At 67.8% G+C, this 11,930-nt stretch carries 10 protein-coding genes; 8 read left to right on the top strand and 2 right to left on the bottom strand.

Features of this window, described 5'->3' with window-relative positions:
- Nucleotides 1-231: 231 nt before the first annotated feature.
- A complete protein-coding gene (gene phaZ / locus OB2597_RS09660; RefSeq protein WP_009805359.1) occupies nucleotides 232-1,530 on the bottom strand; it encodes a polyhydroxyalkanoate depolymerase in 1,299 nt (432 codons plus the stop codon).
- 130 nt (nucleotides 1,531-1,660) lie between these two features.
- Here phaZ and OB2597_RS09655 point away from each other — a divergent pair, with 130 nt between their 5' ends.
- The 5 genes from OB2597_RS09655 to OB2597_RS09635 all read left to right on the top strand — a co-directional run bounded on the left by OB2597_RS09655 (nucleotide 1,661) and on the right by OB2597_RS09635 (nucleotide 6,554).
- On the top strand, nucleotides 1,661-3,484 hold the full coding sequence (locus tag OB2597_RS09655; RefSeq protein ID WP_009805358.1) for a PHA/PHB synthase family protein: 1,824 nt from the start codon (nucleotides 1,661-1,663) through the stop codon (nucleotides 3,482-3,484).
- 149 nt (nucleotides 3,485-3,633) lie between these two features.
- A complete protein-coding gene (locus OB2597_RS09650; protein WP_009805357.1) occupies nucleotides 3,634-4,080 on the top strand; it encodes a phasin family protein in 447 nt (148 codons plus the stop codon).
- A gap of 246 nt (nucleotides 4,081-4,326) precedes the next feature.
- Nucleotides 4,327-4,926, top strand: a complete 600-nt coding sequence (locus OB2597_RS09645; protein WP_009805356.1) for a pyridoxamine 5'-phosphate oxidase family protein — start codon at nucleotides 4,327-4,329, stop codon at nucleotides 4,924-4,926.
- 97 nt (nucleotides 4,927-5,023) lie between these two features.
- Nucleotides 5,024-5,584, top strand: a complete 561-nt coding sequence (gene phaR / locus OB2597_RS09640; protein ID WP_040609240.1) for a polyhydroxyalkanoate synthesis repressor PhaR — start codon at nucleotides 5,024-5,026, stop codon at nucleotides 5,582-5,584.
- Nucleotides 5,585-5,588: 4 nt separating this feature from the next.
- Nucleotides 5,589-6,554 carry a LysR family transcriptional regulator gene (locus OB2597_RS09635; protein WP_009805354.1) on the top strand — a complete coding sequence of 322 codons (966 nt, stop codon included), beginning with the start codon at nucleotides 5,589-5,591 and terminating at the stop codon, nucleotides 6,552-6,554.
- A gap of 277 nt (nucleotides 6,555-6,831) precedes the next feature.
- Here OB2597_RS09635 and OB2597_RS09630 read toward each other — a convergent pair whose 3' ends face one another.
- On the bottom strand, nucleotides 6,832-8,022 hold the full coding sequence (locus tag OB2597_RS09630; RefSeq protein ID WP_009805353.1) for a cytochrome P450: 1,191 nt from the start codon (nucleotides 8,020-8,022) through the stop codon (nucleotides 6,832-6,834).
- Nucleotides 8,023-8,081: 59 nt separating this feature from the next.
- Between OB2597_RS09630 and OB2597_RS09625 the strand changes: the two genes are divergently transcribed.
- The 3 genes from OB2597_RS09625 to phnD all read left to right on the top strand — a co-directional run bounded on the left by OB2597_RS09625 (nucleotide 8,082) and on the right by phnD (nucleotide 11,909).
- Nucleotides 8,082-9,851 carry a sensor histidine kinase gene (locus OB2597_RS09625; protein WP_009805352.1) on the top strand — a complete coding sequence of 590 codons (1,770 nt, stop codon included), beginning with the start codon at nucleotides 8,082-8,084 and terminating at the stop codon, nucleotides 9,849-9,851.
- Nucleotides 9,852-10,111: 260 nt separating this feature from the next.
- Nucleotides 10,112-10,936, top strand: coding sequence for a phosphonate ABC transporter ATP-binding protein (phnC, locus tag OB2597_RS09620; protein ID WP_009805351.1), 825 nt, complete (start codon nucleotides 10,112-10,114; stop codon nucleotides 10,934-10,936).
- Nucleotides 10,937-11,003: 67 nt separating this feature from the next.
- Nucleotides 11,004-11,909: a phosphonate ABC transporter substrate-binding protein gene (gene phnD / locus OB2597_RS09615; protein ID WP_009805350.1), complete on the top strand. Its 906-nt coding sequence runs from the start codon at nucleotides 11,004-11,006 to the stop codon at nucleotides 11,907-11,909.
- The last annotated feature ends 21 nt before the right edge of the window (nucleotides 11,910-11,930 follow it).

The raw sequence follows: 11,930 nt of genomic DNA, 5'->3' as shown, positions 1-11,930 counted from the left end.
TTCCTGCCGGCTGATGAGCCGGGGGACCGGGAGGTTTCGGTTCTGCGCCGGATTACGTCGGCGCAGGGGCAGGGGGGCCTCCGTCGGCCGATCTGAAACCGCGCCCCGGGCGGGCGATTCGGGCGTGCCCGGCGCCCTCGGGCTCGACGCCGGGAACTCCTGTCGGCTGACGGGCCGGGGGACAGGACGCCTCCCGGTCGGAGCCGCGGTTCCGCGTCGCCGGCGGCGAGGTTACTTCGCGACTGCCAGTTTCGCCTTGGCCGCGCCCTTGCCTCTGCCCGTCTTCGCGGTCTTCGAGCCGCCGGTATTCGCGTCGATGAATTCGAGCACGAGCGGGCGGATGTTGTTGCGCCAGGACGAGCCGGCGAAGATGCCGTAGTGGCCGGCGCCGGGTTCCAGATGGCTGGCCTTGAGCTCATCCGGCAGGCCGGTGCAGAGGTCGAGCGCCGCGACGCACTGGCCGGGGGCCGAGATGTCGTCGTTCTCGCCCTCGACGGTCTTGACCGCCACGTTGGTGATCTTGCCGATGTCGATCTTGTGGCCGGCCACGACGAAGTCGTTTGACGCGATCTCGCCGGCCTTGAAGATGCGTTCCACGGTCGAAAGATAGAACTCGGCCGTCATGTCCATCACGGCGAGGTATTCGTCGTAGAACCGGTTGTGGTGGTCGTGCTCCGAGGCCTCGCCGGCCATGACGCGGAAGATCTGGTCCGAGAAGGCCTGGGCATGGCGTTCCGCGTTCATCGAAATGAAAGAGGTCAGCTGGAGCAGGCCGGGGTAGACCCGGCGGCCGATGCCCTTGTACCGCAGCCCGACGCGCTGGATCATCAGCTCCTCGAGCTGGCCCATGGTGACCGAGTGGCCGAAATCAGTCACTTCCGTGGGGGTCGCGTTGGGGTCGACCGGCCCGCCGATCAGTGTCAGCGTGTTGGGCTGCGCACTGGGATCGATCTCGGCCAGATAGGCGGTGGCCGCCAGCACCAGCGGCGCGGGCTGGCAGACGGCGATGACGTTGATGTCCGGCCCCAGCTCCTTCATGAAATCGACAACATAGAGGGTGTAATCCTCGATATCGAACTTGCCCTCCGAGACGGGGATGTCGCGAGCGTTGTGCCAGTCGGTGATATAGACCTCGGCATCGGGCAGAAGCGACACCACCGTCGACCGCAGGAGGGTCGCGTAATGGCCCGACATCGGCGCGACCAGCAGGACCTTGCGCTTCTGTTCCTCGCGGCCGAGGACTTCGAAATGGATCAGATCGCCGAAGGGGCGCTCGACCACCGGGTTGACCGAGACGAGGTGATCCTTGCCGTCGTTGCAGGTGATCGACCGGATCCCCCAGTCGGGCTTGACCACCATCCGTTCGAAGGCGCGTTCCGTGACCTGACCCCAGGCGGCCATCCAGTGCAGGGCCGGATTGGGCATGAGGGCGAAGGCGGGGTAGGAGGCCATGGAGTTCGCCGTCGCACCCAGCCATTGCTGGGTGTTGCGGATCGACTCCATAAAATCGTAGTTTGCCATATAGCGCATGTGCGTCTCCCGGGGGTTCTGAACGGGTCAGTTCGGCGTTAACATGACGTTGTGCCCGGCCACTTCCAGACGGTACCGCGGTGACAGCGCCGAATGCTGCATAGCAGCAACCTAGGGGGGATTTGTTGACATGGCAACTCATACTGATGCCGGCGACGGCGGAGAGCTTGGAACCGAAGACGGCCGCGCAGCGCTCGAGCGGCTGAACGAGAACCTCGCGCGGGTGGATGCCCTGACCCAGCGGCTGACCGCGGCGCTGACCAGGCGACATCCCACCAACGTGGCGCTCAACGCACCGGACCCGGAGGTCTTCACCCGCGCGGCCGGCGCCTGGTGGACCGAGATGATCAACAACCCCGCGCGCGTCTTCGAACACCAGGCCGAGTTCTGGACAAAGTCGGTGCATCATTTCCTCGAGGCGCAGCAGGCCCTGGCCAAGGGCTCGCTAACCGCGCCCGAAGATCACACCCCCGACGATGCCCGCTTTGCCAATCCCCTGTGGAAGAGCCATCCCTGGTTCAACTTCATCAAGCAGCAGTACATGCTGAACGCCGAGGCGATCCGCAACGCGGTCGAGGATGCCGAGGGGCTGGACGACACCGAACGCAAGCGGCTGCGGTACTTCAGCCAGCAGATCATCGACATGATGGCGCCGACCAATTTCCTGGCGACCAACCCCGACGCCCTGGAGCGCGCGGTCGAGACCGAGGGCGAAAGCCTGGTCAGGGGGCTGGAGAACCTCGTCGCGGATATCGAGGCGAACAACGGCGAACTGCTGGTCCGGCTGGCCGACACCGAAGCCTTCAAGGTCGGCGAGAACATCGGCGCGAGCGAGGGGCAGGTCGTCTATCGCAACCGGCTGATGGAGCTGATCCAGTACGCGCCCCGGACCGAGAATGTGCACGCGATCCCGCTCATCATCTTTCCGCCCTGGATCAACAAGTTCTACATCCTCGACCTGAAAGAGCAGAACAGCTTCATCAAGTGGGTGACCGAGCAGGGGATCACCCTGTTCGTCGTCTCCTGGGCGAACCCGGACCGCAGCTATGCCGACACGGGCATCGAGGACTACATCGAAGAAGGATACTTTGCCGCGATCCGCGAGGCGAAGGAGATCACCGGGCAGAAGCAGGTCAACGCGATCGGCTATTGCATCGGCGGCACGACCCTGGCGATGACGCTCGCGCTGATGAAGCACCGCAAGGACAAGTCGATCAAGACGGCGACCTTCTTCACGGCGCTGACCGATTTCTCGGATCAGGGGGATTTCACACCCTTCCTGCAGGACGACTTCATCGACGGGATCGAGGCCGAGGTGGCCGATGTGGGCATGCTGCGCAGTCATATCATGGCGCGCACCTTCTCGTTCCTGCGGTCCAACGACCTGATCTATCGGCCGGCGATCCGAAGCTACATGCTGGGCGAGGCGCCGCCCGCCTTCGACCTGCTCTACTGGAACGGGGACGGCACCAACCTGCCGGCGAAGATGGCCGTGCAGTACCTGCGCCAGCTCTGCCAGCGGAACGAGTTCGCCTCCGAAGGGATCGAGCTCTGCGGCGAGAGGCTGCATGTCTCGGACATCACGCTGCCGGTCTATGCGATCACCTGCGAGACCGATCACATCGCCGCCTGGAAGACGAGCTTTCGCGGCATCCAGAAGATGGGGTCGCGCCAGAAGACATTCGTGGTTTCCGAGTCGGGCCATATCGCGGGGATCGTGAATCCGCCGAGCAAGAAGAAATACGGCCACTACACCAACGACGACCTGACACTCGAACCCGATGAGTGGCTTCGCACGGCGAGCTTCACCCAAGGCAGCTGGTGGCCCCGCTGGGGCGAGTGGATCAAGGCGCAATCTGGCAAGGAGGTGCCCGCGCGGGAACCGGGCGATTCGTCCCATCCTGCCCTCGGTGCGGCCCCCGGAAGCTACGTAAGGGCAACCTTGCCGGTCTGAGCCGGTCCGCATCCTGCGGAACAGGCTCGATTTTCTGCATTGCAGCGAAAAGGTCTTGATTTGCTGCGATGCAGCATCCATATTCCCTCTCAGAAACGCAATACGGCCCCGAATGGACGCGGGGCCGACCCGAAGAGAGGAATGGAACAATGGCGAACACGCAAGATTTCACCACGATCATGAAAGACATGATGGGCGCATTCCCGGTCGACACCAAGTCGTTCGAGGATACCTTCAAGACCTCCGCCACGCTGAACGAAAAGCTGTCCGGCGTCGCCCTGGAAGCAGCCGAGAAATCCTCGGACCTGTCCTCCAAGTGGACCAAGGACACGCTGTCGCGCATGGCCGACCTGACCAAGGTCAAGTCCGAGCCCGCCGACTACGCGAAAGCCATGTCGGACTTCGCGACCGCCTCGGCCGAGATGGCCGCCGAGAACATGGCCGCCTTCGCCGAAATCGCGAAGAAGGCCCAGACCGAAACCGTCGAGCTGATGATGGCCGCCGGCAAGGACATGGCGGAAGAAACCTCGGCCGCCGTTCAGAAGGCGACGAAGGACACTACCGCGGCCGCCAAGAAGGCCTCCGCCGCGAAGTAACGATCGCCGCGAAGACACAGCCGCCGCGCTCCCATCCCCTCCCTGATTGGAGCGCGACGTTCAGGGCGGGTCCGCAAAGGACCCGCCCTTTTTTCGTTCGTCGGTCCCCCTGTCGATTGCGCCGGCGGCCAGCCGGCCGGGCGCCGGCCGCGCGTTTTTCTTTGCCTCGAGCGCTCTCTTTGCCTAATCGTTGCCGCGCAGGCGAAGCGGGGCCGCCGGGCCTCTGCCGGGACAAGCGGGGGCCTCATGACCATCACCGATATCGAAACGCTCGAAGCGATCTACGGCGACCCGGTGCCCAGGTCGATCACCAAGGTGCTGGACCACCTTTCGCCCTGCTATTGCCGCTGGATCGAGGCCTCGCGCTTCGTCATCCTGTCCACCGTCGGGCCGGAGGGCACCGATGCCTCTCCGCGTGGGGATGACGGCCCGGTCGTGCGCATCGCCGACAACCGCACCGTTCTGCTGCCGGACTGGATGGGCAACAACCGCATCGACAGCCTGCGCAATATCGTGCGCGACCCGCGTGCCAGCCTGATGTTCATGGTGCCCGGCAGCAGGAACGTCGTGCGCATCAACGGCCGCGCCGAGGTCAGCGCCGATCCCGAATTGCTCGCCTCGTTCGACAGGGGCGGCAAGCGGCCGCGCACCGTCGTCATGGTGAGGGTCTCCGAGGTCTATTTCCAGTGCGCCAAGGCGCTCATGCGGTCGGACCTCTGGGCCGGGCAGGATCTGAGCGGCACGGTTCCGAGCGCGGGCGACTTCGTCCGCGAGGTGGACGCGGGCTTTGACGGCGCGGCCTACGATGCGAACTACGAGGTCCAGGCGCAACCCAAGCTCTGGTGACGGACCATGGGTCCGCGGCTTCGCCGGGGAAAACCTTTTGCAATTCCGCGCCCAGCCCCTAAGCTGCGCTGCAGTGCTGCATAGGGAGGGATGGCCCGTGGCTGACACCGAAAAACCGCTATTGATCAAACGGTACGCGTCGCGCCGGCTCTACAATACGGAGACGAGCGACTACGTCACCCTCGAGGATATCGCGGGGTTCATCCGGGACGGCCGCGAGGTGCAGATTGTCGATCTGAAATCCGGCGACGACCTGACCCGGCAGTACCTGTTGCAGATCATCGCGGAACACGAAAGCCGGGGCGAGAACGTGCTGCCCCTCGGGGTGCTGACGGATCTCGTGCGCAGCTACACGACGCAGGCGCAGTCCGTCGTGCCCCAGTTCCTGGCCCAGAGTTTCGAGATGCTGCGCGACAGCCAGTCGAAGATGATGGAGAACATGACCGCCATGAACCCGATGTCGAAGATGCCGGGATTCGAGGCGATGCAGGCCCAGCAGGAGGCGTTTCTCAAGGCGATGTCCGGCGGGTTCCCGGGCTGGAAGCCGCCCGAGGGCGGCGAGGGGGCGGCGGCGGCCGAGGGCACAAAGGACGACGACCTCGACACCATCAAGAAGCAACTGGCCGAGCTTCAGAGCAAGCTGAACAAGATGAGCTAGGCCGATGCAGTCGAGCCCCGGCCGCATCACGCTCTGGGGGGTCGAGGTCTTCGTGGCGACGGCGGAAGAGCGGTCGATCTCGGCCGCGGCCCGGCGGCTCGGGGCCAGCGCCTCGGCCGTGTCGCAGCAGCTGACCAACCTCGAGACGGCGCTCGGCGCCACGCTGCTGGTGCGTAACGCGCGCCCCGTCACGCTGACGCCGGCGGGCGAGAGCTTCCGCCGGCGCGCCCAGTCCATCCTGAACGAGGCGGCCCAGGCCCGGGCGGAACTGGCGGTGGCCGGATCGCCCACGCTGCGCCGGCTGCGGCTGGGCATGATCGACGATCTCGAGGCGGATGTGACGCCGCAACTGCTCGTGCGGATGGCCGACCGGTTCGAGGGCTGCCAGTTCCTGCTCGAGACAGGGGCGTCGCACGGGCTCTACGATCAGCTCGAGGCCGAGGCGCTGGACGTGATCGTCGCGGCCGAGATGGGCGAGGCGCCGCCCTGGGCCGAGGTGCATCCGATCCTCGCGGAAGGTTTCGTCGTGGCGGCCCCCAGGGGCATGGCCGACGGCTCGGGCGACCTGCTGGCGCAGCTCAAGGCGCATCCGCTGGTGCAGTACACCACCCGGCATCACATGGGGCGGCTGATCGCGACGCATCTCGCGCAGCAGAACCTGACCCTGGCGCACCGGTTCGAACTGGACAGCTATCACGCCATCCTTGCGCTTGTCGGGCAGGGGGTGGGCTGGACGATCCTGCCGCCGCTCGCGCTGATGCGGGCGCGGCGGCTGATCGGCGGGCTGGACCTGCTGGATCTGCCCTTCGCCCCGGTTTCGCGGCGCATCGTGCTGATGGCGCGGCGCGGGATCCTGGACGAGGTTCCGGGCGCGGTGGCGGGGGAGCTGCGGACGCTCGTGCGCGAGGTGGTGGTGGAGCCCGCGTTGCGCGCCTATCCGCATCTGAACGCGCGTCTGGCGCTGCTCTAGCGCGGTGCGGGGGCGCCTGACGGACGCTTGCTCGGCGGTCGTTCGATGAACGGGCGGCATCCGTCGATGCCGAGGGGCGGGCGCGAGCACTGGCCCGGGACCGGCGCGGTCCGGAAGTGTCGCCGGCCGGGACGGCCCTCCGATGTGCCGAGGACCTCTCCGCGACGCGAGGCGGAAAACGTACCGCGAAAGCGAAAAGTGTGCGCTGAGAGCCACCCGAGCCGGAGGGGGGCTTCGGCATTCGCGGGTCGGGTTTCCCCCGAGCGCCGCGCAAACCTCAGCGGGTGCGGACCGGCAGGCTGTCGAGCCCGTGGAAATGGTAGGTGTCGCCGTAGCGCGGCGGCGCGGCGAGGGCGAGTTCCGGGCAACGCGCGAAGAGGACGGGCAGGGCGCAGCGCAGCTCCAGCCGCGCCAGCGGCGCCCCGAGGCAGAAATGCGCCCCGCCGCCGAAGGCGCTGCCGGTCCTGACGGGGCGGCCGGGGTCGAACCGGTCCGGCTCGGGCCAGACGGCGGGATCGCGGTTGGCCGCGCCGAGCAGCAGCGCCACCCGGTCGCCGCGCCGGAACGTATGGCCGAAGAGCGTGACCTCTTCGTAGGCGTGGCGGGTGAACATGTGCAGCGGCGGGTCGTGGCGCAGGATCTCCTCGACCGTGCCGTCGACGCGGTCGGGGGCGAGCCATGTGGCGGGCGGCGCGGGCAGGGGCGCGGAAAGCAGGTTCGCCACGCCGTTGCCTATGGTGTGGACGGTGGCCTCGTGACCGGCGTTCAGCAGCAGGACGCAGGTCGCGATCATCTCTTCGGTGGACAGGCGCTCGCCCTCCTGCTCGGCGGCGATCAGTTCGGTGATCAGGTCGTCGCACGGATCGGTGCGGCGGGCGGCGATATAGTCGCCCAGATAGGCGGCGAAGTCGCGGGCGGCCGTGGCGGCGGCCTCTTCGACCGCGCGATCGCGGCGGGCCTGGTACATGGCGACCATGGCGTTCGACCAGCCGAGCAGCTGCGGCGCCATGGCCTCGGGCACGCCGAGAAGGCGGGCGATCACGATCACCGGCAGCGGGGCCGCGAAGGCGGGCAGGAGGTCGAACCCGTCCTCGGGAAAGGCATCGATCAGGCGATGCGCGAGCGCTTCGATCTCGGGGGCCAGGCCGGCGATCCTGCGCGAGGTGAAGGCGCGCAGGACCAGACCGCGCAGCCGGGTGTGGCGGGGCGCCTCGAGTTCCAGCATCGAGTGATCCTCGATCGCGTAGAAGGGCCGGAGGTGCGCGGGCACCGGTTCGGCCAGTTCCGCCGGGACCTCCCGTCCGAAGCGCCGGTCCTTGAGAATGGTCTGCACGGCGTCGTGGCTGAAGGCGGCCATCAGGTCGTAGTCCTCCCACCAGTGCAGGTCGCCCTGCGCACGGGCGCGGGCGTAGAAGGGATAGGGATCCTGGACGAACCGCGGGTCGGTCGGAGACTGTCTGAGGCGCATGGGGCCATCTAGAGAGGCGCGGCATTCCATGGCAAGGGCCGGATCGCTATAAGGGCGGGATGAACCGAGCCCCCCTGCGGCGCGCCGCCGCGATCCTGCTGAGCCTCTCGCTCGCCCTCGCCTTTGCCTGGGGCGTCTCGGTGGCGGGCTATCGGCAGGCGCTGACCCCCTTGCGCGAACGGGGCGAGGCGGATCTGGCCCTGACGGTCGACCGGCTGACCGGCCAGTTGCAGCGATACCAGGACATGGCGGTGCTGATGGCGGGGCATCCCTTTCTCTCCGCTCTTTCGGAGGCGCCGGAGAGCGCCGAACTGCGCGTGCAGGCGCAGGACCTGCTGCTGGCGGCGGCGGACCGGACCACGGCGCTCGACCTGCTCTACATGTCGGACGAGGGCGAGGTGCTGGCCTCGGCCCGGCCCGACGGCGAGGGGCTGGAGGGCGGGGTGCCCGGGGCGGTCGCCCAGCGGGCGCTGAGCGGCGCGCTCGGCAGCGGGATCGGGCCCGCGGGGCCGGACCGGCCGCGCAGCTATCTTTTCGCCGCGCCCCGGTTCGATCCCCGGACGGGCGGCGTGCAGGGCCTGCTGGTGGTCGCCGTCGATATCGACCACGTCGAACAGGCCTGGCGGGGCGACCGGCCGGCGGTCTTCTTCACCGACGCGACGGGCGAGGTCTTTGTCACCAACCGCTCCGAGCTTCTCTTCGGCCGGCTGACGAAGGGGCGGTTCGTCTGGCCCGGCGGCGCCTCGGTCGCGCTGGATCGCGGCGTCACCGGGGGGCACGAGATCTGGCGGGCGGATCTGGGACCCTACCTGCCGGCCCCGGCGCTGCGGCTGTCGCGCGGGATCCCCCAGGTCGGGCTGCAGGCCACGGCGCTGATCGACGTCGCTCCGGCAAGGCGGCTGGCGCTGCTGCAGGGCGCGGTGGCGGGGCTGATCCTGCTGGCCTTTGCCGGAGCGCTCTTCTGGGCGACCGAGCGGCGCCGGGTGCTGGCGCGGGCGAACGCGCAGCTGGAAAGCCGGGTCGCGGCGCGGACCGCCGAGCTCTCGGCGACGAACAAGACATTGCGCCGCGAGGTGGCCGAACGGCAGGAGGCGGAGGCGGCGCTGAAACGGGCGCAGGCCGAACTGGTGCAGGCGGGCAAGCTCTCGGCGCTCGGGCAGATGTCGGCGGGGCTGAGCCATGAGCTGAACCAGCCGCTCATGGCGATCCGGCAGTTCGCCGAGAACGGCAGCCTGCTGGTCGATCGCGGCCGGACGGACCAGGCGGCGCAGAACCTGGTGCGGATCGGCGACCTCGCGGGACGGATGGGGCGGATCATCCGCAACCTGCGCGCCTTCGCGCGGCAGGAGAGCGAGCCGGCGCGCCGGGTGGATCTGGTCCAGGTGGTGAGCACCGCGCTGGAGATGACCGAGGCCCGGCTGGCGAAGGAGGGGATCGCCCTGACGTGGAAGCCGCCGGAGCGGCCGGTCGCCGCCTTGGCCGGCGAAGTGCGTCTGGTGCAGGTGCTGGTCAACCTGATCACCAATGCCGCCGACGCCATGTCCGGGCGCGCGCGCCGCGAACTGACGATCGAGATCGCGGTCGGGCCGCGTCCGGTGATCCGGGTGTCGGACACGGGGCCGGGCATCGCGCAGCCCGAGCGGATCTTCGATCCCTTCTATTCCACCAAGGAGGTCGGCGCCTCGGAAGGCATGGGGCTGGGCCTGTCGATCAGCTACGGGCTGGTCCAGAGCTTCGGAGGCGCGATCCGGGGGCGCAATCGCCCCGAGGGGGGCGCGGTCTTCTCGGTCGAGCTGGAACCTGCGGCGGAAACCCTGGCGGCGCAATAGTGCGGGCGCAATAGCTGGGGCGCGATCCGCCGGCGCGCCTGCGGCGCACGCGATTTCAGGCGCTCCTCCCGCGGAGGATCGCGGTGCCTCCGGCGGGGATATTTCCAAGACCAAAGAAGCGGGGGGCGGCGCGGATTGCCCGGCCCGGGCATCGCGGCCCGGAGCGGGGGTGGCCCGCGTCACAAAAGTTTCGCGGAACCGATACAAAACCTTGGCGTCGCGCCCCTAGCACCGGCTGCGGGACAGACAGGGGTGACCTCTTGCTTCGCATCGAGCAGCTGACGAAGACATTCGGCCGGAACACCGCCGTGGATGCGGCGACCGTCGCGGTCGACAAGCCGATGATGATCGGCATCATCGGGCGATCCGGGGCGGGCAAGTCGACCCTGCTGCGGATGCTGAACCGGCTGACCGACCACACCAGCGGCCGGGTGAGTTGCGAGGGGCGCGAGGTGACTGCGCTGCGCGGGGCCGAGAAGCGTGCCTGGCAGGCCGACTGCGCGATGATTTTCCAGCAGTTCAACCTGGTGCCGCGGATGGACGTCGTGTCGAACGTGCTGCACGGGACGCTGAACCGGCGCTCGACCCTGGCGACGCTGTTCAACCTTTTCCCGGCCGCGGACATCCACCGCGCCATCGACATCCTGGACAGGTTGGGCATCGCCGAACACGCGCCGAAACGGGCTGAGGCGCTGTCCGGCGGGCAGCAGCAGCGGGTGGCCATCGCGCGGGCGCTGATGCAGGATCCGAAGATCATCCTCGCCGACGAGCCGATCGCCTCGCTCGATCCGATGAACGCGCAAATTGTCATGGATGCGCTGCGCCGCATCCACGAGGAGGACGGGCGCACCGTCATCGCCAACCTGCACACGCTGGATACCGCGCGGCGCTATTGCGACCGGGTGATCGGGATGCTGCACGGACGGATCGTCTTCGACGGCACGCCCGAACAGCTGACCACCGGGGTGGCGCGCGACATCTATGGCGCGGATGCCGGTTTTTCCGAAGCGGCGACATCGACGGCGATCGAGCCGGTCGAGACGGCGCCGGAACGCGCGGTCCACGGGGCGAAGGCCATCGTCTGACCGCATGATTTCCAACCGCCGCGCGGGGGGAATGCCCGGCGGCTCAACACCAAGGGGACGACCTGAGATGAAGACACTGATTGCCGCCGCACTGGCGACCACCGCGCTGACCGGCGCCGCCCTGGCCCAGGACGGGATCGAGGAATTCCGCATCGGCATTCTCGGCGGGGAGAACGCCCAGGACCGGCTGAACAGCCACGAATGCCTGAAGGAGTACACCGAAGAGGCGCTCGGCGTTCCGGTCAAGCTCTTTGCACCGGCCGATTACGATGGCGTCATCCAGGGCCTGCTGGGCGGCACGATCGACATGGCCTGGCTGGGGGCGAGCGCCTACGCCAAGACCTACCTCGACGACCCCGAGGCGGTCGAGCCGGTGCTGGTCAAGATCAACCTCGACGGCTCCTACGGCTATCACTCCATCGGGTTCGCCCGCAAGGACAGCAACATCGCCTCGCTCGATGACATGGCAGGCAAGAAATTCGGCTTCGGCGATCCGAATTCGACCTCGGGCTACCTGATCCCCTCGATCGAGATCCCGCAGGAGACCGGGGCCACGATGGAGAATGGCGACTACTTCGGCGAGGTCGTCTTCACCGGCGGTCACGAGCAGACCATCGTCGCGGTCAACAACGGCGACGTTGACGGCGGCGTGACCTGGGCGGACGGCCAGGGCAACTGGGAAGACGGCTACAATTCCGGCGCGCTGCGCAAGGCCGTGGACGCGGGCCTCATCGACATGAATGACCTGGTGGAGATCTGGCGCTCCAAGCCGATCCCGGAAGGCCCGATCGTGCTGCGCAAGGCCCTTCCGCAGGAGGTCAAGGCGACCATGACCCAGCTGATCGACGGCATGTACGACGAGGACCGGGACTGCACCTACAACATCTCGGCCGGTGAATCCCTGGGCTTCGATCCGATCAGCCACGACGCCTATCTGTCGATCATCGACGCACGCAAATCCAAGTCCCAGTAAACACGGGACCGAACCGGGCGG

Source organism: Pseudooceanicola batsensis HTCC2597 (assembly GCF_000152725.1).
In the GTDB taxonomy this organism is placed as follows: Bacteria; Pseudomonadota; Alphaproteobacteria; order Rhodobacterales; family Rhodobacteraceae; genus Pseudooceanicola; species Pseudooceanicola batsensis.
This window is presented reverse-complemented; position numbering and strand designations above follow the sequence as displayed.

Coding starts and splice junctions, on each gene's coding strand:
- phaZ (WP_009805359.1), bottom strand. CDS start 1,530: ATGCGCTATATGGCAAACTACGATTTTATGGAGTCGATCCGCAACACC.
- OB2597_RS09655 (WP_009805358.1), top strand. CDS start 1,661: ATGGCAACTCATACTGATGCCGGCGACGGCGGAGAGCTTGGAACCGAA.
- OB2597_RS09650 (WP_009805357.1), top strand. CDS start 3,634: ATGGCGAACACGCAAGATTTCACCACGATCATGAAAGACATGATGGGC.
- OB2597_RS09645 (WP_009805356.1), top strand. CDS start 4,327: ATGACCATCACCGATATCGAAACGCTCGAAGCGATCTACGGCGACCCG.
- OB2597_RS09635 (WP_009805354.1), top strand. CDS start 5,589: ATGCAGTCGAGCCCCGGCCGCATCACGCTCTGGGGGGTCGAGGTCTTC.
- OB2597_RS09630 (WP_009805353.1), bottom strand. CDS start 8,022: ATGCGCCTCAGACAGTCTCCGACCGACCCGCGGTTCGTCCAGGATCCC.
- OB2597_RS09625 (WP_009805352.1), top strand. CDS start 8,082: ATGAACCGAGCCCCCCTGCGGCGCGCCGCCGCGATCCTGCTGAGCCTC.
- phnD (WP_009805350.1), top strand. CDS start 11,004: ATGAAGACACTGATTGCCGCCGCACTGGCGACCACCGCGCTGACCGGC.